The sequence below is a fragment of the Acinetobacter harbinensis genome (assembly GCF_000816495.1).
Classification (GTDB): Bacteria; Pseudomonadota; Gammaproteobacteria; order Pseudomonadales; family Moraxellaceae; genus Acinetobacter; species Acinetobacter harbinensis.
The window spans coordinates 1,893,947-1,914,400 of the sequence record NZ_JXBK01000001.1; the positions used below are offsets into that span (position 1 = coordinate 1,893,947).

The 20,454-nt window shown below is 41.4% G+C and carries 20 protein-coding genes; 6 read left to right on the forward strand and 14 right to left on the reverse strand.

The annotated features are described in order from the left end of the window. Positions 1 to 2 precede the first annotated feature (2 nt). The 6 genes from SE27_RS08865 to SE27_RS08890 form a co-directional block, all read right to left on the reverse strand. Complete coding sequence (locus SE27_RS08865; RefSeq protein WP_039622688.1) at positions 3 to 641, reverse strand: MotA/TolQ/ExbB proton channel family protein; 639 nt, start codon at positions 639 to 641, stop codon at positions 3 to 5. 30 nt (positions 642 to 671) lie between these two features. Further along, positions 672 to 1,559 (reverse strand): ParB/RepB/Spo0J family partition protein, encoded by an 888-nt coding sequence (locus SE27_RS08870; protein ID WP_039622690.1) that lies wholly within the window; start codon positions 1,557 to 1,559, stop codon positions 672 to 674. Continuing rightward, positions 1,556 to 2,338 (reverse strand): ParA family protein, encoded by a 783-nt coding sequence (locus tag SE27_RS08875; protein WP_039622692.1) that lies wholly within the window; start codon positions 2,336 to 2,338, stop codon positions 1,556 to 1,558. Before SE27_RS08875 ends, SE27_RS08870 begins: the two co-directional genes overlap by 4 nt. A 25-nt stretch (positions 2,339 to 2,363) precedes the next feature. Further along, positions 2,364 to 2,996 carry a 16S rRNA (guanine(527)-N(7))-methyltransferase RsmG gene (gene rsmG, locus SE27_RS08880; protein WP_039622693.1) on the reverse strand — a complete coding sequence of 211 codons (633 nt, stop codon included), beginning with the start codon at positions 2,994 to 2,996 and terminating at the stop codon, positions 2,364 to 2,366. 86 nt (positions 2,997 to 3,082) lie between these two features. Beyond that, positions 3,083 to 3,772: an N-acetylmuramate alpha-1-phosphate uridylyltransferase MurU gene (murU, locus tag SE27_RS08885; RefSeq protein WP_039622694.1), complete on the reverse strand. Its 690-nt coding sequence runs from the start codon at positions 3,770 to 3,772 to the stop codon at positions 3,083 to 3,085. Beyond that, positions 3,769 to 4,785 carry an aminoglycoside phosphotransferase family protein gene (locus tag SE27_RS08890; protein WP_039622696.1) on the reverse strand — a complete coding sequence of 339 codons (1,017 nt, stop codon included), beginning with the start codon at positions 4,783 to 4,785 and terminating at the stop codon, positions 3,769 to 3,771. The genes murU and SE27_RS08890 overlap by 4 nt, the downstream gene beginning before the upstream one ends. A 120-nt stretch (positions 4,786 to 4,905) precedes the next feature. On the opposite strand from SE27_RS08890, the gene SE27_RS08895 reads away from it, so the two are divergent. Together SE27_RS08895 and SE27_RS08900 are read left to right on the forward strand one after the other, a co-directional pair. Next, the gene (locus SE27_RS08895; protein WP_039623910.1) at positions 4,906 to 7,365 is read left to right on the forward strand and encodes an LPS-assembly protein LptD; all 2,460 of its coding nucleotides are present in this window, start codon (positions 4,906 to 4,908) and stop codon (positions 7,363 to 7,365) included. Then, positions 7,365 to 8,669 (forward strand): peptidylprolyl isomerase, encoded by a 1,305-nt coding sequence (locus SE27_RS08900; protein WP_039622698.1) that lies wholly within the window; start codon positions 7,365 to 7,367, stop codon positions 8,667 to 8,669. Before SE27_RS08895 ends, SE27_RS08900 begins: the two co-directional genes overlap by 1 nt. A 216-nt stretch (positions 8,670 to 8,885) precedes the next feature. On the opposite strand, the gene hfq is transcribed toward SE27_RS08900, so the two are convergent. From hfq to tsaE, 4 genes are all read right to left on the reverse strand, one after another. After that, entirely contained in the window at positions 8,886 to 9,425 is a 540-nt protein-coding gene (gene hfq, locus SE27_RS08905) for an RNA chaperone Hfq (protein ID WP_039622699.1), read from the reverse strand. A gap of 92 nt (positions 9,426 to 9,517) precedes the next feature. Continuing rightward, positions 9,518 to 10,462, reverse strand: a complete 945-nt coding sequence (miaA, locus tag SE27_RS08910; RefSeq protein ID WP_039622700.1) for a tRNA (adenosine(37)-N6)-dimethylallyltransferase MiaA — start codon at positions 10,460 to 10,462, stop codon at positions 9,518 to 9,520. A gap of 6 nt (positions 10,463 to 10,468) precedes the next feature. Further along, on the reverse strand, positions 10,469 to 12,412 hold the full coding sequence (gene mutL, locus SE27_RS08915; RefSeq protein WP_039622702.1) for a DNA mismatch repair endonuclease MutL: 1,944 nt from the start codon (positions 12,410 to 12,412) through the stop codon (positions 10,469 to 10,471). Beyond that, positions 12,405 to 12,881 carry a tRNA (adenosine(37)-N6)-threonylcarbamoyltransferase complex ATPase subunit type 1 TsaE gene (tsaE, locus tag SE27_RS08920; protein ID WP_039623912.1) on the reverse strand — a complete coding sequence of 159 codons (477 nt, stop codon included), beginning with the start codon at positions 12,879 to 12,881 and terminating at the stop codon, positions 12,405 to 12,407. The genes mutL and tsaE overlap by 8 nt, the downstream gene beginning before the upstream one ends. A 135-nt stretch (positions 12,882 to 13,016) precedes the next feature. On the opposite strand from tsaE, the gene SE27_RS08925 reads away from it, so the two are divergent. The 3 genes from SE27_RS08925 to SE27_RS08935 all read left to right on the forward strand — a co-directional run bounded on the left by SE27_RS08925 (position 13,017) and on the right by SE27_RS08935 (position 14,905). After that, complete coding sequence (locus SE27_RS08925) at positions 13,017 to 13,922, forward strand: RluA family pseudouridine synthase (RefSeq protein ID WP_039622704.1); 906 nt, start codon at positions 13,017 to 13,019, stop codon at positions 13,920 to 13,922. A gap of 115 nt (positions 13,923 to 14,037) precedes the next feature. Then, positions 14,038 to 14,370: a type II toxin-antitoxin system RelB/DinJ family antitoxin gene (locus SE27_RS08930; protein ID WP_039622706.1), complete on the forward strand. Its 333-nt coding sequence runs from the start codon at positions 14,038 to 14,040 to the stop codon at positions 14,368 to 14,370. A 91-nt stretch (positions 14,371 to 14,461) separates the two neighbouring features. Next, positions 14,462 to 14,905, forward strand: a complete 444-nt coding sequence (locus SE27_RS08935) for a GNAT family N-acetyltransferase (RefSeq protein WP_039622707.1) — start codon at positions 14,462 to 14,464, stop codon at positions 14,903 to 14,905. Here the strand turns inward: SE27_RS08935 and SE27_RS08940 are convergent. Further along, entirely contained in the window at positions 14,898 to 15,608 is a 711-nt protein-coding gene (locus SE27_RS08940) for a pseudouridine synthase (RefSeq protein WP_039622709.1), read from the reverse strand. The genes SE27_RS08935 and SE27_RS08940 overlap by 8 nt on opposite strands. 144 nt (positions 15,609 to 15,752) lie before the next feature. On the opposite strand from SE27_RS08940, the gene SE27_RS08945 reads away from it, so the two are divergent. After that, positions 15,753 to 16,205 carry a DUF441 domain-containing protein gene (locus tag SE27_RS08945; RefSeq protein ID WP_039622710.1) on the forward strand — a complete coding sequence of 151 codons (453 nt, stop codon included), beginning with the start codon at positions 15,753 to 15,755 and terminating at the stop codon, positions 16,203 to 16,205. Positions 16,206 to 16,334: 129 nt separating this feature from the next. Here the strand turns inward: SE27_RS08945 and SE27_RS08950 are convergent, their stop codons facing one another. The 3 genes from SE27_RS08950 to SE27_RS08960 all read right to left on the reverse strand — a co-directional run. Beyond that, positions 16,335 to 17,255: a LysR family transcriptional regulator gene (locus SE27_RS08950; RefSeq protein ID WP_039622711.1), complete on the reverse strand. Its 921-nt coding sequence runs from the start codon at positions 17,253 to 17,255 to the stop codon at positions 16,335 to 16,337. 750 nt (positions 17,256 to 18,005) lie between these two features. Beyond that, positions 18,006 to 18,989 carry a potassium channel family protein gene (locus SE27_RS08955; RefSeq protein ID WP_039623914.1) on the reverse strand — a complete coding sequence of 328 codons (984 nt, stop codon included), beginning with the start codon at positions 18,987 to 18,989 and terminating at the stop codon, positions 18,006 to 18,008. A 115-nt stretch (positions 18,990 to 19,104) separates the two neighbouring features. Continuing rightward, a partial coding sequence (locus SE27_RS08960; RefSeq protein ID WP_455549983.1) for a helix-turn-helix domain-containing protein occupies positions 19,105 to 20,454 on the reverse strand: 1,350 nt, incomplete at its 5' end.

The following is a 20,454-nucleotide window of genomic DNA, read 5'->3' on the forward strand; positions in this document are numbered from 1 at the left end:
CTTTAACCCACTTTTTTAAGATCATGCTTTTCAAGATCAACATTTTGATAAAAAAGTGCGGCATGAAACAAAGTCGCTTGCTGCTCTAATTCAGCCACATATTCTTGCACCAAACGCTGAAAATAGCGTGAAGCAAACAATGCAGGAATGGCAATAAACATACCGGCAGCAGTGGTAATCAATGCTTTAGAAATACCTGGAATCATTAAAGTTGGGCTGCTATTGGTACCTAAATCGACCACTAAAAATGATTCAATAATTCCCAATACCGTCCCCAGTAGACCCAATAAAGGTGCAACTGCGCTTAATGTGCCTAAAAAGTTGATGTTTTTTTCTAAATAACCAATTTCTTGAGACGCTGTGGTTTCCATCTGTACGCGTACAAATTGTTCACTGTGCTGTTTACTTTCATAACCTGCAGCAAAAATTCGCCCCAAAGTACTGTCTTTTAAAGCTGGCTCTTGTTCTAGATGCTGCACCACGCTATCAATATCTTGTGTTGGACTGAGCAACAATGCTTGTGGCAAAACCATAGATCGTTTTAAGCGAATAAAACGCTCAACCGCAATGGCAACGGTAAAAATCGAACACAGAACAAGGGGCAGCATTAGCCACCCACCTGCTTTCACTAATTCCCACATGTCTTTTCCCCAATAAAATAAATCAAAAACTTACTCTGCAAAACAAATATTTAAAATACCGTCTAACTCATCAAGTGAGTGGTATTGAATAACCAGCTTACCTTTGCCCTGTTTATTATGGTCAATTTTAACTTCAGCACTAAAACGTTCCGCTAAGCGCTGTGTTAATTGCTGGATATCAGGTGCAAGGTCGGCTTTGGTTTTTTCTTGTTTAGGTGTGTTTAAGTCACGCACCCACTGTTCGGTTTGACGTACAGATAAACTTTTTTCAATCACATATTCAGCAACTTTTAGCTGATCTTTGGCTTTCAAGGTCAGAATTGCGCGTGCATGCCCCATGTCGAGTAAGCCTTGCAGCATAAAATCTTTTACTGGTTCAGCCAAAGACAATAAACGCAATAAATTACTGATGGTGGTGCGTGCTTTACCGACGGTATCGGCAATTTCTTGATGACTTAAACCAAATTCTTCATGAAAACGCTGCAATGCCATCGCCTGATCAATTGGATTTAAATCTTGGCGTTGAATATTTTCAATTAAAGCCAAAGCAATCGCCACTTGATCGCTTAAATCACGCACAATCGCAGGTATTTCAGTTAAACCTGCCAACTGTGCTGCACGCCAACGTCGCTCACCGGCAATAATTTCGTACGGTCGTTTTTCATCATCGACCGGACGAATCACAATCGGCTGCATCACGCCATGCTTTTCAATCGACGCCGCAAGTTCCTGCAAATCTTGGTCATGAATAAAACGGCGCGGTTGATATTCACCGCGTTGCAGTAAATTCACATCAATACGTTTTAATTGCCCATGGTCTAATCCTTGGGCTTCCATTTGCAGTTTTTCTTTTTGGATTGAACCCAACAAGGCATCTAAACCACGACCTTTTGCTAATCCGCGTTTTTTTATGGTCATGCTTGAATTCCTTTTTTTGCTTTACTTTTTTTGAGTACTTCAGCGGCCAAATTTAAGTAGGCAATTGCACCTTTTGAACTCTTTTCAAAATAAATAATCGGTAAACCATGTGCCGGTGCTTCAGCTAAGCGAACGTTACGTGGAATTACGGTATCATAGAGTTTCTGACCAAAATATTGCTCAAGCTCTGCAGATACATCACGGGTTAATGCGTTACGTGCATCGTACATGGTGCGCAACACACCAATAATCTTTAAATCCGGATTAAGTGCCTGCTGAATACGGTCAATGGTTTGGGTTAAATCGGCCAAACCTTCTAGTGCATAATATTCACATTGCATCGGAATCAGCACACCATCTACTGCCGCCAAGGCATTGACAGTAATTAAGCTAAGGCTGGGCGCACAATCCACAATAATATAATCAAAAGAATGTTCTATTTCTTTTAAGGCTTCACGGAAAATAAACTCACGTCCATCTTGCTCAGCAATGGCCAGTTCTACGCCTGCCAAATCTCGATTAGAGCCTAAAACTTTATAGCCCACTTCTGCTGTGGTGATGGCCGTTTCAATCGGCACTTCACCCAACAAGACATCTGTGATTGAATACAAAAGATCGTTTTTTTGGATGCCAGAGCCCATCGTGGCATTTCCTTGCGAATCCATATCTACAAGTAAAACGCGCTTTTTTAACACAGCCAACGATGCTGCCAAATTTACTGCAGTGGTGGTTTTACCGACGCCACCTTTTTGGTTTGCAATCGCAATAATGTGTGCCATGGTCACCCCAATCCTTCAAAAATAATTAAATACGTTTTAATAAAAGTAAATGGCGCTGCTCATCAAGTCTTGGAACTTTTAATGCAATGATGTCACAACTAAATTCGGTCTCAATCGCTGCAATCTCTGGCTCAGGAACAAGCCCACGCATGGATGCAATCACACTGTGCTCATGCATATAGGGTGTTGAGGCAGCCACAAAATCGGTTAAAGAAGCAAAGGCACGACTGGTGATCACATCGAATTGACCCAAGTCATTTATGCTGTCTTGATTTTCAACCCGTGTTTGTACCGCAATGACATTTTTTAGTTTTAAATCGGCAATGAATTGTTTTAAGAAGCGAATTTTTTTACCGTTAGAATCAAGCAACACACATTCACGGGTTGGCTGACAAATTGCGATGATCATGCCTGGCATACCGCCACCGGTACCAATATCCAGTAAGCGACCCGCGGGTAAGTCTTTTAAAATACTTAAGCTATCGAGCAAATGCTTGACCAACATTTCTTTCGGGTCACGAATAGCAGTTAAATTATATGCTTTATTCCACAGCACCAAAGCATCTTGGTACTGTAGAAGTAAATTTAAAGCCTCATCATTCAGCTCTAAACCCAAAGCTTGACTACCCTGCTTGAGTTCTTGAAAAAACGTATGCATATACAATTAACGTCTGGAAAAAAGTTAGGTGAAGTATACCGATTTATGCATAAAGTCACAGTAGTCTGTGCTTAGTGAATATGCACTTAAGCGTACATACCTTGCTTAATTTGTTGATCCAGTAGATTTAATCTTTCTGGAGTGCCAACATCTACCCAAACGCCCTGCATCTTTGACGCAGAAATTTTGTGATCCAGCATAGCTTGCTTAAGTAAGGGCGCAAGTGGACGTTTTCCGGCAACTAAACCCTTAAACATTTTCGGTTGTAATACAGCGACACCGCTATAGGTCAATGCTTCACCTAGCTGTTGTTGCTCAAACACATAACCACGGCCATTGGCTAGGATAAAATCACCTTCTGGATGTTGCGCTGGATTATCCACCAAAACCAAATGTGCCAAATCTGTCTGAAGCTGTACGTTTAACAGCGCGGCAAAATCCATGGTGGTCCAGACATCGCCATTCACCAAAATAAAAGGTGCATCTCCAAGTAAGCTTAAGGCATTAATCATGCCGCCAGCGGTTTCTAAGCCTTCCACTTCATGCGACCATAAAATATTAACCCCAAATTGCGAACCATCACCTAAAGCGCTGACCAGTTTTTCAGCCAACCAAGCAGTGTTAATCACAATTTCAGTGACACCAATTTTTTGTAATTTCTCGATATGCCAAACGATCAGCGGCTTTCCGCCCACTTCTAACAATGGCTTAGGCGTCTCTAAAGTCAGCGGGCGCATACGGTTGCCCATGCCTGCCGCAAGAATCATGGCTTTCATTCGGCAATAACCTCATATGTGCCATATTTTTGCTCAAACTTTGGCATCACTTGATCGTGAATAAACTGCATAAACGGTTGCAGTTCTACGTAGTCTTTACTTTCTTCAAGTAAATACCACATCACGCGTGGCAAATCCTTTAAATAACCCGTTTTACCGTCGCGTTCAAAGAGGCGTACAAAAATACCCAAGATTTTCAAGTGACGTTGAATGGCCATTAAATCGGCATCACGTTTAAATTGTTGAAAGTCACGATCTTGCTTAGCCGCTTCCGGCAACAAATCATAAAAGACTTTAAACCATTCATACACACGCTTAGGATTCCATTGCACATAAGCATCACGAGTAATGGAAATTAAATCGTAAGTATCTGCGCCAATGACTGCATCTTGAAAATCAATGACACCCAGTTCTGTCTCACCTGCAATTTTCATTAAATTGCGGCTATGAAAATCGCGATGCACAATGACTTGCGGTTGCGCTAAGGCAGCATTGGCCAAAATCGCAAAAGTACGTTTAATCAGTGCCTGTTGATCTTGGGTCGGCTGAATGTTTAATGAAGGCAACAGCCAATCGGTCAGCAGAGCCATTTCAGACATTAATTTTTCATAACTATATTCAGGAAAATGCGCTGCACCATCAATTGCTTGTAAGGCAATCAATTGCTGAAAACTTTGTGCGTAATAGGCATCGACTGTGTCATTATTTAACAAAGTAGACAGTAAAACATCACCAAAATCTTCGAGTAATAAGAAGCCTTGCTGTAAATCTTGCGCCACGATATGCGGCACACGAACCCCATGACGATCAAAAAACTGATCAATCGTCACAAAAGGCACACAATCTTCTTTTTCTGGTGGTGCATCCATGAGCATAAATGTTTTATTATTCAATTTGATTCGTGCATAACGACGGAAACTTGCATCGCCTGGCAAAAAATTAATTTCAAATTGATCTGAATCGAGTACGGATGTCATCCATGTATGTATGATTTGTTCACGTTGTGTTTTCATTTGCGATAAATTCTAAAACAGGCTGAGTTTTTAAAGTACTAAGTGTAGCCACTTATCAACTTTTTCTCTATGATGCGAGAATAATTAATTGCGATTAAGCATACTTGGTTAATGACACAAATGAAGCATCAGTTTAAATTTAATCCTTTAGCGACTGCTATATTGACCCTTTTATGTGGCAGCTCGATTTCAAGCTATGCTGAGTCCACACTTCCAGCTTCGTCTGTCGACAATCAAAAAATGAAGGACAGCATTCAGGAAGCGTATCCGGGTCAACATTTCTTTGAACAATACTATGTCGATAAATCTGCGCCTGAAGCGCAGCAACGCCAAGGTCAGTACTTAAGTTCTGCCTACTGTGCGGGTGCATGGATTACGCCGATTGCCCCAGAAACCAAAGCAGCGAGTGCCGCTGAAACCACATCGGTGGTGACTGCCGATTATGGTCATTATGATCCAAACGGTGACTCGGTTTTAGAGGGCAATGTACTGATTGACCAAGATGGTCGTCAGATTCGTGCAGATAAAATCACCATTGATCAAACGCAAACTTTTGCCAATGCAGAAGGCCGTGTGCAAATGGCACAAGCCGGTCTTTTGGCACAAAGCGATCAAATTAATTACAATTTAAAAAACCAGCAAGGTGATTTAAACAATAGTTTTTATATTGCTGAAGAACAACATGCGCATGGTCGTGCAGAAAAAATTTCGCGTACTTCTGAAAATATCGTGACCATGAACAATGCCACCTACAGCACTTGTCCGCCGGATGAGAAGCCAACGTGGAAAATTCAAGCCAAGCAAATCACCTTAAACCAAGAAACTGGCCGCGGTGAAACGCGTGGCACCAAATTATATGTTAAAGATGTACCGGTTTTAGCAGTACCTTATTTTAACTTCCCCATTGATGACCGCCGCACGACCGGTATTTTAACCCCAAGTTTTGGCTTTACCAATGATGGTGGACTTGAGCTTGCTGTACCGGTTTACCTAAACTTAGCTCCGAACTACGATGCAACCGTGACTCCACGCTATATTGCGGATCGTGGTGCAATGCTTGAAGCTGAGTTTCGCTACCTAACCGAAAATTTTGGTTCCGGTATGCTGTGGGGCGGCTATCTGCCCTCTGATGATAAGTATGACGATCAAGATCGTAAAGATTTACACCTGTTACATGACTGGCAAATCAATGAGCAGTTTTCCACTAATTTAGATTATAACTACGCATCCGATAAAGACTATTTTGCTGATTTAAACAACAACCCCAACTCCAAAACCGACTTAAATTTACGTCGCGCTTGGGAGCTGAACTATAAAAATGGGATTCCCGGTTTAAAAGCGCAGCTTAAAGTTGAAAGCTTCCAAACACTGGATAAAACTGTGCCGGATAAAGATCGTCCTTATGCACGCCTACCACAGTTCTTATTAAATTATAAAACTGGTAATCCGCTCGGTTTAGAGTACGAGTTTAATCACGATACTGCTTATTTTAAGAAAGACATTGGTGTTTCAAATTTAAATCCCGATGCCTCTTATGAACCCAGTGGTACACGTATTTATAATGACTTTGCCGTGCGTTACAACTATCGCAATCCTTGGGCCTTTGCCATTCCCGAAGTCTCGATTCGCAATGTAAATACTTTCTATGATCAAGACACCATCAATGCCAATCTAGATCGAAACTCATCCAGTGAAAATCAATCCGTCGTGGTGCCACAATTTACACTGGATGCCGGTCTGACCTTTGAAAAAGAAGGCCAATATTTACAGACCCTCACGCCGCGCGCTTTTTATGCCTATGCGCCTTACAAGAATCAAAACGGTTATCCAAACTTTGACTCGACAACTGCCTCGATCAATTATGATCAGCTGTTTAGTTCACGCCGTTTTTATGGGCATGATCGCCTAGAAGACAACAACTTCCTATCTTTAGGTCTAAGTTATAGCCTATTTGATGAAATTGGGTTAGAGCGCTTAAAAACCAGCATCGGACAAAGCTTTTACTTTGAAGATCGTCGCGTGAATTTAGACAACACCAGCGATCAGTTTGATACCGAGCATCGAACTGGTCCTATTTTAAGTGTATCGAGCCAGCTGTCACAAAACTTCACTCTGGGTGCAAACTCGGCGTGGATGTCAAATGGCGACAATGCACAACGTGATGTGCAGCTTTATTACACTGGCGATCAAGGCAATCTTTATAATGTTGGTTATTTCTACCGTAAAGATATTCCAAATCGTCAAGACCGTTATGACCAAGTGGTGGCCTCGTTTATTCAGCCAGTGGCGAATAATTGGCGAATAATGGGCCATGCGCAATATGATTTAGACAACAATGTGGCGCGTGATTATTTATTAGGTGTCAATTATGAAGCCTGTTGCTGGGGCGTGTCAGTCTATGGCCGCTCATATTATAATGACCTCGACAACGTGAAAGAGGATGGCGTCAAAGCAAAACGCGCCATTATGGCTGAAATCAGCTTGAAAGGTTTAGGTGGTTTCAATAATAAACTTTCATCTTTACTTGAAAATCGTATTCTGGGTTTCAATAAAATTAATCAATCTTGGACACAACGTTAATGAAGATCATACCGTTAAAACAATTTTTTAAAGCCACTGCACTTGCTTTAGCTCTTTCTTCATCAATGTCTATCTTTGCACAATCTACCGATGAAGTGATTGCAGTCGTAGATAACAGTGTCATTTTAAAAAGTGATTTAGAGCAAAGTATTGCCGAAATCACACAGCAACTTAATGCGCAAAAAAAGCCGCTACCGCCTGCACAATATTTGCAACAACAAGCACTTGATCAGTTGATCATTCGCCAAGCGCAACTCGAACAAGTCAAACGCTATAACATTAAGCCCAATGAAAAAGAGCTCAATGAAGCTGTATCAAAAGTAGCGCAGCAATCCGGCAGTAAAAGCTTAGAAGCATTTCAACAAAAACTCGATGCTATGGCACCGGGCACTTATGAATCATTACGCAATCGAATTGCAGAAGATTTAGCCATTAATCGTTTGCGCCAACAAATGGTGATGTCACGGATTAAAATCAGCGATCAAGACGTTGAGAACTTCTTAAAAACTCCACAAGGTCAAGCGGCATTAGGCAATCAAGTACATGTGTTACACGCACGCATCTCTGGTGAGAAAGAGCTGAGCAAAGTGGCCAAACAGGTGCAAACCGCCTTAAAAAATAGTAATGACCTGACTGCAATTGATCAAAAATTTACCACCAACGGCGTAAAAGTTGAAAGTGCAGACATGGGATTGCGTAATTTATCCGAAATTCCAAGTGAACTTGCTGCACGTGTAAGTGCGCTTCAAGTGGGACAAACCACGGAGCTGATTCAAGTTAAAGATGGGATTCACATCTTAAAACTTTTAGAACGCAAAGGTGCCGAACAAAAAGCACTGGTTCCTCAATATGCAACGCGTCATATTTTAATTCAGCCCTCAGAAGTGGTAAGCCCAGAAAATGCCAAACAACAAATTGACAGCATTTATAATCGCTTAAAAGCAGGCGAAGATTTTGCAGTATTGGCATCTACTTTTTCAAATGACTCTGGTTCTGCACGTGATGGGGGGAGCTTAGGTTGGGTCAGTCCCGGTGTAATGGTGGGTGAATTTGAAACGCAAATGAAAAACACCCCTGTCGGTGAAATTAGCAAACCTTTTCAAACTCAATTTGGCTGGCATATTCTACAAGTTACGGATGTACGTCAACAAGATATGACACGTGAATATCAAGAACGGATGGCTCGTCAGATTTTAGGCGAACGTCAATTTGATGCAGAGTTAGACAGTTGGTTACGTGAGCTGCGCAGTAATGCGTTTGTTGAAATTAAAGATCCAGCGCTTGACCGTAAAAAAAATAAATAGTAAGCATTTCTATTTCACTTAAAAACCAGTTGCTCAACCCAACTGGTTTTTTTTAAAGCCATTAAAATTGATTTTATACTTAAGCGCTATTGTTTAAATTATATGTAATGTACAAGCTAAACCCCAGATTTTTACTCCTGTTATTACACACGTCAGCACAACAGAAATTTAGAGTAAAAAAACCTCTCACAAGGAGAGGTTTTTAATCATCCACAATTAACGATTGTTTTCGTCTTCTTGAGAATCTTCAAATTTAGTTTCGCCTTCAAAACCAGGGTTAGACTGAGCACCGAAGCCGCCTTGACCACCAAAACCGCCTGGTTGACCACCGCCAAAACCGCCTTGACCACCAAAACCACCGCCTTGACCGCCGCTAAAGCCGCCTTGACCGCCAAAACCGCCTTGACCACCAAAACCACCGCCTTGACCGCCACCGAAACCGCCTTGACCGCCAAAACCGCCACCTTGACCACCAAAGCCACCTTGTGTGCCTTGTTGAGGCGCACCAAAGCCCGGTGCACCTTGAGCGCCAGTAGGCGCACCAGCAGGACGTGGATTACGTGCTGGAACAACAGTAGAGATCGCGTGCTTATAAACCATTTGGCTTACTGTATTTTTAAGTAAAACCACATATTGATCAAAAGATTCAATATGACCTTGTAGTTTAATACCGTTTACGAGGAAGATAGAAACAGGAATGCGTTCCTTACGGAGAGAATTTAGGAACGGATCTTGTAAAGTTTGACCTTTAGACATGTTATAACTCCAAAAAAATTTAAAAATCAGCGCAAAAACTATCTCTATTTCTCAATTAAAAATTATAAAAGAGATAGTTACTAAATTTTGCTTTATCCGTAGCAGTTTCGCAAGTCTTGTTGCGCCTGCGTTATCGTCATATAGCTTTTAAAATGATGTGACTCTTGTAAAGATCTTAACCAAGTATATTGACGTTTAGCAAGTTGTCGTGTCGCAAATAATGACTTATCTCTCATTTCTTGGTAATTTTCACCACTTTGATCACTTTTTTGTATAAATTCTAAAGCTTGGCGATAACCAACTGAACGCATTGCAGGTAAATCATCGCTTAAATCGTACTTTTCAATCAAAAATTTAACTTCATTTAAAAATCCGATGTTCCACATATTTTCTAGCCGCGACTCAATGCGTCCATGTAATTCTACCCGATCAGGCAGCAAAGCATGATTATTAAAAGTGTAACGATATGGTTGATTCTTAGGCTGTTCTGCTTGTAGTTTTGTAATCGGTTGCCCTGTCAGCCTAAAAACCTCTAGAGCACGCATAATGCGTTGTTTATCACTGACTTTAAACTTTTCACCGGCTAAAGGATCGACTTGACATAACTCTGCATAAACCGCTTCCCAACCATGTTGCTGAGCCTGTGCTTCAATATCTGCACGAACAGCAGAATCTGCACTGGGTAAATTACTTGAAAGCCCTTCCAACAGCGCCTTAAAATACAGCATGGTGCCGCCGACTAAAATAGGCGTTTTACCGCGTGCATGGATCGCATCAATTAAACGACTGGCATCTTCAACAAACTGCGCAGCAGAATACACTTGTAGGGGCGTAATAATATCAATCAGATGATGCGGATAACGCGCCTGCTCCTCGCTTGTGGGTTTTGCAGTACCAATATTCATATCTTGATAAACCAATGCAGAATCGACTGAGATCAGCTCAAAACGACCTTGCTCATACAGCTCACACGCCAAAGCGGTTTTACCACTTGCTGTTGGTCCCATTAAATTGATGACCGGCAATTGATTTGACATGTAGGCTTACTCTCCTCGAGCAAAAAGTTTATCTAATTGTGACAATGGAAAGGCGCGCCACGTGGGACGTCCATGATTACACTGACTGGCAAATTCGGTCTGTTCCATCTGACGCAATAATGCATTCATCTCGGAAAGACTGAGTATACGATGGGCACGTACTGCACCATGACAGGCCATGCCTGCTAAAATTTGATCGCGCTGTTGCAATAAGCCTTCTGCGGCATCGCTTGGATCTAAATCGTTTAATAACTTGGGCACTAACGCGTCAAAATCTGCTTTATGCAAGATAGCCGGCACACCACGGACAATGACTTGTTCATCACCATATTGGTCAATCTCTAGCCCCAAACGTGCCAATTGCTCTTGTAAGTCACTGACGCGCATGGCTTGCATACGATTAATACTGATGACTTTGGGAATAAGTAATTGCTGTGAGCTCCAAAATTCAGGTTTATCCCACGCAGTTTTCATTTGCTGCAACACAATGCGCTCATGTGCGGCATGCATATCGACAATAATCAAACCTTCGGTATTCTGCGCCAAAATATAAATGCCATGTAGTTGAGCAATGGCAATTCCTAAAGGATGTTCATCAATGTGCGTAGAGGCACTGTGTGTGAATTGTGTTGAGGTAGAATCAGTCTGCGCTGCTGTCGGTTGACGTAGCGGCGCTAAATAGCTTTGTAAGGCATTATTCAGTACCGCTGTGCCGCTATAGCTGTTTTGTGTACCAGCGGCAGAATATTCGACCGTTTGCGGACGACTGGCATTAAAATCGGTTAATAGTTCAGAGGCGTGCTCAGAAGTTATGGGACTTGTTGTCGGGCGATGTAACGAAAACTGTTCTTGATGACGTGGCTGCGGTGTTAAAGTGCTGGGTACACCCTCATCTACTTTCATGGCTTGCGCTAAATCGGCAGTCGCGGTTTGAAATTGCGATAAAGTAGCTTTGGCATAATGACGTACAAACTCGTGCACTTCACGCTGATTTAAAAAGCGAATCTCGTGCTTGGTCGGATGTACATTGACGTCAATGTTTTCTGGATCGACTTCTAAAAACAACAAATAGGCGGCGTGTTGATGACCATGCAAAATTCCATCATAGGCCATACGCAAGGCATGCGAAATGGTTTTATCGCGGATAATTCGTCCATTGACATAGACATATTGCATATCCGCTTGTGAACGCGCATCGGATGGATGTCCTAACCAGCCCGATAAACGCATATTAATGCTGTCAGCATCTATCCAATAGGCATTTTCGGTAAATTGTCGACCTAATAATTGTTGGACACGCTGTAAACGTAGCTCACCACTGTCAGCTAAAGGTAAATTTAAACGAATAGTATTGTTATGTTCTAACACAAAGCGAATATCAAAATGAATGAGCGCTAAACGACGCACGATTTCTTCAATATGCCCAAATTCAGTACCTTGTTTTTTTAAAAATTTACGTCGTGCGGGGATATTGAAAAACAAATCCTGCACCCGAATATGGGTGCCTTTTTGCGTCGCAACTGGCTGAATATGTTGATGTTCAAAAGCCGTACCATTGACTTCAACCTGATAGCCCACGCCTTCTTCATTTTGGCTGCTGCTTAAGGTGAGCCGTGAAACAGCTGCAATAGAGGCCAAGGCTTCACCGCGAAAACCTAAACTCACAATGGCCTGTAAATCGTCCGCAGTTTGAATTTTACTGGTGGCATGACGCGTCACCGCCAAGGCCAAATCATCAGGATGAACACCACGTCCATTATCAATAATTTCAATCAGCGTGCTGCCACCTTGTTCCACCCGAATAATCAGCTCACTTGCACCTGCATCGATGGAGTTCTCTAATAATTCTTTCACCACCGAAGCTGGTCGTTCAATGACTTCTCCAGCCGCAATCTGATTGGCCAGCGCAGGATGCAATGTATGAATACGACGTTCGGTATGATCATGCATGGTGCAATTGGCTCTCTAATGCTTGTTGTAATGCTATGGAGGAGAAGCTTAAGTGTGCTGTGCGCGTTAATTCATCCGCAGATTTTTCAATATTAATGATCAATTCAGGCTGCGGAATTTCGTCCCCACCTTTTGAGGGCCATTCAAACAAAAATAATCCATTGGGCGTATCTAGATAATCCCGAATGCCCATTAACTCCAACTCATAAGGATCATTTAAACGGTATAAGTCAAAATGAAAGATGTCTTGACCTTGAATGCTATACGGCTCAACCAAAGTATAGGTTGGACTTTTGACCGCACCGGTATGACCTAAGCTTTGCAGAAAATAGCGCGTAAAAGTGGTCTTGCCGGCACCCAATTCCCCCACCAAATAAATCACGCCTTGGGTAAAATGCTGCGCCAAAACCTGAGCTAAATTTTGGGTATCGTCTTCATTGTTTAAAGCCAAATTAAATGAATACTGCATATCGCTCACGACAAGATTTCAAAGAACAATTATGATAGCATCGCACCGCTTTATTGCCCATGCTCGTACTTCTAAATGTGTCACTTTTGCTACATTTTGGAGTTAATTTTCTTTATATCTATTTTTATCGTTCATATGATCAGCACTGAATTTACTCCGCCCATGTTAAATGGGGTTACCGCCAGCAAAGTATTCCTTCCTCCGCTTTTGGTCAAGCCTGAGTGTTTGTATGATTATCTATGTCAGCAATTTTCGCATATTGCATCAAGTGAATGGCAACAACGCTTTGCAAAGGGTTTAATTTATGATGCTTGCGGTCAGCTGTTAGATCGTCATGCCGCTTATATTGAAAATAGTCATGTGTTTTACTACCGCTTTTTAGCCCATGAGACTCCCGTTCCCTTTGAGCATGAAATTTTATTTGAAAATGAACATTTATTGGTGGTCGATAAACCGCATTTCTTAACCATTAGTCCCACAGGACAGTATGTGCAAGAAACGCTCTTGGTGCGTTTAAAAAAACAAACCGGAAATGCTTTTTTAAGCCCTATTCATCGTTTAGATCGTGAAACAGCCGGTGTGGTTTTATTTTCAAAACAAGTTACCACTCGCGCTGCATATCAACAAATGTTTGCCGAGCATCGCGTGAAAAAAACCTATCAGGCGATTGCACCTTTTCATGCAAATTTAACCTTTCCCTGTTATACCCGTTTAAGAATGCAAAAAGGTGAACCCTTTTATACCATGCAAGTGGTTGAAGGTCAGGCAAACAGCGAAACCTATATCGAGCTAATCACACATAATGGCAAATGGGCTAAATATCAGTTGCAACCGATTAGCGGAAAGCAACATCAACTACGCGTTCATCTAAATAGCTTAGGCATTGCCATTCAAAATGATCCTTTTTACCCTGTAGTGAAACATAAACCCGAAGATGATTTTTCTGCTCCACTACAACTTTTAGCGCAGCAGATTGAATTTATCGATCCGATTACGCAACAAAACATGGCATTTTCATCAAATTTCCAACTGACACTGTAATTTAACTGTCATTACAAATTATTTTGCTCAATAGAGGGGATAAGCATTGAAATTGAGCTGAATTTGATTAGAATAAATGCTGAAAATTTAAGTAATTAAATGTACTCAAAACATTATGAGAAAAACTGAAGTTTACCAAGTCAGACTGGACTCCCAAGAAAAGAAGCATGCTTTTGCCGTGTTTAAACAATTGGGAATTACTCCAGCACAAGCCGTTCGACTGTTTTTCAAACAAGTTGTTTTAACCAAATCTATTCCTTTTTCAATTGAAAATCAGAATATTGATTTAGAACAACTCAGTAAAATTCGCAAATTAAAACCGCTCCTCAGTTTAGATGGCGTGATAGAACAACCACTGAGTCCACATCAAGCGTTTGCGCTAGATGATGATCATCTAAATTTATTTGAAGAATTAAATGCAATTTTAGGTGAAAGTGACAAAACTTAACAGTGTTGCATTTGCAAACAAAATTTAGAAAAAACAATGTGAAAATTTAGCTATGCTGCATGCAATAACCATAAAAAGCATGGAGTTTTAAATGATAGTACGACGGGCAACTGTAGAAGATTTAAAACCTCTGGCTATTTTATTTGATGAGTACCGACAATTTTACGGTGCCTCTTCAGATCTACAACGCTCCTTTCAATTCCTTAAGCAGCGCTTTGAAAACGAAGAAAGTGTGATTTTTATTCATGTGAAAGATGATGTCCTTACTGGCTTTATTTTACTCTACTTGGGCTTTTCTTCGGTGGCGTGTTCAACTTACTATATTTTAGATGATGTTTACGTCACCCCAACCTATCGGCGTCAGGGTTCAGCAAAACAACTGATTGATACTGCTATTTTGTTTGCGCAGCATCAAAATGCACAACGTATTAGCCTACAAACGCAAAAAAACAATTATCAATCACATGAATTATATGAGCAGATGGGCTTTGTCAAAGACAACGAGTTCCAGACCTATCATTGCTTTCTTAAATAGTCATGCGCGTTTTTGCCAACTCCACTTGTGCTGCGGTCAAATAAACCCACTGCCCTTGCTTTAAATCAACTAGCTCGAGCGCACCAATCTGCTGACGATGCAATTGCTCCACCTTGTTTCCAACCGCAGCCAACATACGCTTGACTTGATGGTAAACGCCTTGATGAATGGTCATCTGTAAGCTGTGCTCAGCAAGCGCTATGACATCTGTGGCAGCGAAACGTCCTGATTCATTCCGTAATTCTACACCGTGCTGCAATTGCTGAATTTGTTGCTCAGTCACCGGATCTGCAGTTTGCATGCGATACACTTTTGCGACATGTTTTTTTGGATGAGTTAAAGCTTGTAAAAACTGGCCGTCATCGGTAAGCAATAAAAGTCCGGTGGTGTCTTGATCCAAACGCCCAACACATTGCAAACCACGGTTCATCAACGCTGTATCAAATAAATCAAACACGCTAAAGTGATGCGTGGCTTGATGGGAGCATTCATAATCTGCGGGTTTATTTAAGGCAATATAGACTTTTTCACGATAGGTAAAATGATCATCGTACACAGAGAAGGTTAAATCATCTAACTTCACTTTATGTTTTACATCGCGAATGATTTGCTCATTGATAGCAATTGCACCGGTTTTTATCAGCTGTTGGCAATGTTTACGCGAACCAAAACCTTGCGACTGCAACATCTTTTCCAACAACATAGACCACCCTTTTCAACTTGCATAAAAGCTGCATTCTATACTGAAATGTGCGCAATTTTGATAAGCTTGAACCTTTAAAAGTAATCTCAGCTTAAAAGTCGATACAATAGAGCTTATTTCTTGCTATCTCATCTCTTGAAACGCATGTCTAATTTAGATTTAAATCTCATTGTTCTGTTGGTGTTACTGGCTTGCGGCATCTTTAGTCATAATAGTGCCGTGACCATTGCCGCGGGTGTGCTGATTGTATTTCGCATTACGCCGTTAAGTGAATTTTTTCCTTATTTACAGCAATATGGGCTGAATATCGGCATTATTATTTTGACCATTGGTGTACTTACCCCAATTGCCAGCGGCAAAATTGCCGGTGATGCTATTTTAAAATCATTTATGAGCTGGAAATCGCTGCTTGCTATTTTGATTGGCGTTTTGGTGGCATGGCTTGGTGGTCGCGGCGTTAAGCTGATGAGCAATCAGCCCGATGTGGTGGCAGGCTTACTGCTGGGTACGATTGCGGGCGTGGCCCTATTACGCGGTGTACCGGTTGGGCCGCTGATTGCCGCAGGTATTTTAACTTTATTTATTGGTTATTCTTAAAAAATTATTCAGCCAAAAATCAGCTCATTTTTTACGCTAACTTAAACAGAGCATGAAAAACAGCACCACAGATGCATTAATTTTAATATTCATCTCTGGTGCTGTTTTTTGTTAAGAATACTGATCTTGTTAAACAGAATAGTATGCATTACGCTTTTGTGAGAATTTAGCCAACTGCTTTAAAAAGCCCTCGAAATAACTTTTTTCTTTCTCTTCTATTCGATAACCGGCATATAACGTGCGGCGTAAACCTGTCGCTGAGACGCAATCTAAACGACGTGAAGTGACCCAACCTTTTTGCTCATACTCGCTCACCACCCAATCCGGTAACGCTGCAATCCCTCGGCCGCTGGCCACCAATTGAATCAACATTTGCGTTAAATCTGTGGTACGAATGTGTTTGGGTAAAATATTGGCCGGAATAAATAATTTCGACATAATATCTAAACGATGCTTATCTACGGGATAAGTAATTAAGGTTTCCTCAGCCAACTCTTGTACCGTCACGCGTTCCGCACGCACCAAAGGATGGGTATTGGATAACACCAAGCGTGATTCATATTCAAAAATTGGGAAATATTCCACGCCTTTAAGCGCAATCGGATCGGCTGTAATCAGCAAATCAAATTCAGCATTTTGCAGTAATTCATGCGGATTAGATTCAAAACCTGAGGCAAAATCCAGATCGACATCCGGATATTGATGACGGTATTGATTGAGTAAAGGCATCAACCAATCAAAGCAGCTATGACATTCTGAAGAGAAAATAATCCGTCCCGTTTGACCATGCACAATACGGGTAATATCACTTTGAGTAATTTGCACTTGCGGCAACACATCATCGGCCAATTTCAATAAACGCTGACCGACACTAGAAAAAGTCACAGGACGACTGCGACGATTCACCACTTCCACCCCATACCAATGATCTAACTCTTTCAGTTGATGGGAAATGGCTGAGGGCGTTAAACACAAGTCGTTGGCGGCTGCCACCAATGAGCCATGTTCACGTAAAGTGGTTAAAGTTTTTAAATGACGAAGTTCAAGCATCAATGACAATCCAACAAAGCAGTACCTTTTTCGAATATAAAATTTAAAATCCTGCCTTAAAGATCAGATTCGAGTAAAAGCGAAGAGGTTTCTTAATCTAAATCAAGAATGAATATTACTCATCTTAGCATGAGATTAATTAGTTTGTTTCATGCTTGGTTATCTTTAATGCTGCTTTTAACGAAAAGACGTTATTTATAAGAACACCTGATGGCTATTACTGGTCATATTTTCAGCGAAGCATCACATATCGGTGACAAGTGAGAACTTAAATTTGCATCTCGTTTATAGTGAAATAACGAGGCTTTTGCCAAGATCGACCATTAAACCACAATGCAAAAAGAAATTGCCTATGTCATTGGGCAGCAACAACAGCTGGGCTTAAATGTATTGCTATGCCAATGTGATTGGCTCAGATATTTATGAGATTCACAGTCCACGTATACCAAGCATCATAAGAGGCGCCGCGGGATTGGTGCTGCTTTACAGGCTATTCCTACCGAGCTTGTATAGATTAATCTGAACGGTAATCTAAAAACACGAAACTGGGCAGAAACCAAAATCACCTTAACTGAACTGGTAAAAATAGCCCAATAGGTTCGCGTAGAACACAGTGAAGTAGCCAAAGTTCTCTTGATCGGACATTTCAAAACCCAAATAGCCACTTTTTAGCGACTATTTGGATGTGTATACAATCGTTTTAACTTTTTAGGATTTAACGACTTAGCGCATAAAACCATTGTTAAATCTTTAATCGGGTAACTTGTTGCCACAATGCGGACAGAAACAATAATTGCTCTTCTCCTGCTCTAGTGCTTCCTCTTTTTGTTCCCGTAATAGCTGCAACACAATATCGTGGGTTTGTTCTGCGGTTAAACCAATTTCTTTGCGTAAATCGTCAATTTTTTCTTCATCTGCAATTAAATCAATTTCAGCACTTTGCAACATTTCTCTAAATTTCAACTCTAGTTTTTGTTTACGCAGCTCGAGCTCATTGGCTAAACCGGTGGCTAAAATACCGGCTGGAAGTGCGGCTAAACCGACACCTAAAATTGTGATCATGGCACCTAAGAATCGACCCAATGGCGTAATGGGCGTGACATCACCATAACCCACCGTCGTGAGGGTAACCGCAGCCCACCACATCGAGGCAGGAATTGAACTAAATACCTCCGGCTGGGCTTTATTTTCAACCACATACACGCCTGCTGCCGCCATAATAATCATAATAATTAAAATAAAGATAACCGCTTGGAATGAGCCTTTTTCACGCTCAATCACGCGCAGTAAAATCTGTAATGAGACAAAATAGCGGGTTAATTTAAGCAGACGGAATAGTCTTAAAATTCGTAAGAAACGTAAATCGATATGAACGAAGAAGTTGATATAGGCCGGTAAAATTGAGAGTAAATCAATGATTGCGCCGCCACTACGCACCCATTGCCATCTGTTTTTCCACGCACTTTCGAGTGGATCTTTATCTGCAATCGCCCAAAAACGCAGTAGATACTCGATACTAAAAACAAGGATCGAAAACACTTCAAAGGCATCAAACCACCCTTGATAAGACAAATAAATATTATTGATCGATTCCAACAGCACGGCGGCTGTATTTCCAATAATCAATAAAATTAAAAAGGCATTCACTGAACGACTAAACGTGCTCTCATAGTCGTCATTGTGTAAATTATTATAAATAAATTTGCGAAGCTTGTACCACGCGCTGAATCTCATCTTCATGCGTTACGATCTAATAAAATTTATTTAGTGTAGCCCAAACTTGATAACGATCGATCAAAAAACTTAAAACCTCACAGTAATTTAACTGAGCTTGTGAGCGTAAAATGGCTTATTTTACAAAAAGTAGTGCCAAACGCACTTGATCATAGCCCATTCGTGGTGTGGTGGCTTCTACAATCGGGCGCAGCTTAATCATGCCATCATCACCAAAATTTTCGGGGCTTTGACGTTTCATTAAGCGTTTATAAATTTTGCGAACCTGCTCTACCACTTCATCCCCCGGATGCGCCACAGAAATATCTAAGCTTTGCTCTTTATGCAATTTGGCCAAATGATTAATAATGGTGGCTGGGGTTAAACCGCGCTCTACTGCAATATCTTGAATTTCATATCCCTGTTCAAACAGTGCGCGTGTTTCATCTAAGGTTGCAACGGCGTAATTTGCTTTGGTGGCCGTTTTGGCAATTTTTTTCTCATTGCGATTAATTTCAGTTTCATTGAGCGTGCCACCACAATGCCGAATAAAGGCTTTATGCTGAGGGGCTAAGTCAATCAACTGAAAATGCGTTTCTGCTTCATCGGACAGTTCTTGAAAACGTCGATCGGCTTTAATGGCCAAGCTATCCAACTCTAAAGCTTGCTCATTAATGCCCAACAGTTTTAAGCCACTTAAGGCTTTCAAGCGCGAAATGGCCACATAGCCCTGACCTTTTTCAAAGGTGTGTGCCAAATTAATTTCAGCGGCCTCTAAAGTCATGCCTTGCGATTTATGAATGGTGATGGCCCATGCCAAACGAAGTGGAATTTGTTGAAAACTGGCTATCGTTTTACCGGCGTCGTTATCCACCGACCATGTTTCTGGCGCAACCAACAGCACGGTGCCATCAGTGAGTTTTACTTTGGGTAAAATGCCGTGATCATCGTCTTCTTCAAAGCCAATCACCTCGCCTAAACTGCCATTGATATAGCCCATATCAAAGTTGTTTTTAACAAACATGACTTTGGCATGCTGCTTTAACGTGAGATTCTCTGGCGCACGCACAGAGGATTTTAAGGTTTCAATCAGCTTGTCATTGCCATCCAATATCGCATCAAACTGACGACCATCAGTTTCAATGGCGTTTAGATGCTTAAAGTTAATCGCATCGACATCCATATTGTGGGTATATAAACGTGTAAAGGTCTCGCCAATATCTTGCTGCCGCGTTTCGGCTAATGCTTGCAGATGCTCAGGCATAATACTTTGGCTGCGAATGGCATTTAAGATGTCATTTAAATAATCATTGCCTTGACGATGCTGCTCGGTTAGATAACAGACACGGAATTTGGCTTCCACCCAAGCGTCCGACATAAAACAGAATTTATCACGATTGCGCTCATCATTTTTACCCACTGGCGGCAACTGAAAAAAGTCACCTGCCACAATCACTTGAATACCGCCAAAAGCTTCTTCGCTTTC

What these genes read in the sequence shown, in the direction of transcription:
- SE27_RS08865 (WP_039622688.1), bottom strand. Translation starts at nt 641, where the DNA reads ATGTGGGAATTAGTGAAAGCAGGTGGGTGGCTAATGCTGCCCCTTGTT.
- SE27_RS08870 (WP_039622690.1), bottom strand. Translation starts at nt 1,559, where the DNA reads ATGACCATAAAAAAACGCGGATTAGCAAAAGGTCGTGGTTTAGATGCC.
- SE27_RS08875 (WP_039622692.1), bottom strand. Translation starts at nt 2,338, where the DNA reads ATGGCACACATTATTGCGATTGCAAACCAAAAAGGTGGCGTCGGTAAA.
- rsmG (WP_039622693.1), bottom strand. Translation starts at nt 2,996, where the DNA reads ATGCATACGTTTTTTCAAGAACTCAAGCAGGGTAGTCAAGCTTTGGGT.
- murU (WP_039622694.1), bottom strand. Translation starts at nt 3,772, where the DNA reads ATGAAAGCCATGATTCTTGCGGCAGGCATGGGCAACCGTATGCGCCCG.
- SE27_RS08890 (WP_039622696.1), bottom strand. Translation starts at nt 4,785, where the DNA reads ATGAAAACACAACGTGAACAAATCATACATACATGGATGACATCCGTA.
- SE27_RS08895 (WP_039623910.1), top strand. Translation starts at nt 4,906, where the DNA reads ATGAAGCATCAGTTTAAATTTAATCCTTTAGCGACTGCTATATTGACC.
- SE27_RS08900 (WP_039622698.1), top strand. Translation starts at nt 7,365, where the DNA reads ATGAAGATCATACCGTTAAAACAATTTTTTAAAGCCACTGCACTTGCT.
- hfq (WP_039622699.1), bottom strand. Translation starts at nt 9,425, where the DNA reads ATGTCTAAAGGTCAAACTTTACAAGATCCGTTCCTAAATTCTCTCCGT.
- miaA (WP_039622700.1), bottom strand. Translation starts at nt 10,462, where the DNA reads ATGTCAAATCAATTGCCGGTCATCAATTTAATGGGACCAACAGCAAGT.
- mutL (WP_039622702.1), bottom strand. Translation starts at nt 12,412, where the DNA reads ATGCATGATCATACCGAACGTCGTATTCATACATTGCATCCTGCGCTG.
- tsaE (WP_039623912.1), bottom strand. Translation starts at nt 12,881, where the DNA reads ATGCAGTATTCATTTAATTTGGCTTTAAACAATGAAGACGATACCCAA.
- SE27_RS08925 (WP_039622704.1), top strand. Translation starts at nt 13,017, where the DNA reads ATGATCAGCACTGAATTTACTCCGCCCATGTTAAATGGGGTTACCGCC.
- SE27_RS08930 (WP_039622706.1), top strand. Translation starts at nt 14,038, where the DNA reads ATGAGAAAAACTGAAGTTTACCAAGTCAGACTGGACTCCCAAGAAAAG.
- SE27_RS08935 (WP_039622707.1), top strand. Translation starts at nt 14,462, where the DNA reads ATGATAGTACGACGGGCAACTGTAGAAGATTTAAAACCTCTGGCTATT.
- SE27_RS08940 (WP_039622709.1), bottom strand. Translation starts at nt 15,608, where the DNA reads ATGTTGTTGGAAAAGATGTTGCAGTCGCAAGGTTTTGGTTCGCGTAAA.
- SE27_RS08945 (WP_039622710.1), top strand. Translation starts at nt 15,753, where the DNA reads ATGTCTAATTTAGATTTAAATCTCATTGTTCTGTTGGTGTTACTGGCT.
- SE27_RS08950 (WP_039622711.1), bottom strand. Translation starts at nt 17,255, where the DNA reads ATGCTTGAACTTCGTCATTTAAAAACTTTAACCACTTTACGTGAACAT.
- SE27_RS08955 (WP_039623914.1), bottom strand. Translation starts at nt 18,989, where the DNA reads ATGAGATTCAGCGCGTGGTACAAGCTTCGCAAATTTATTTATAATAAT.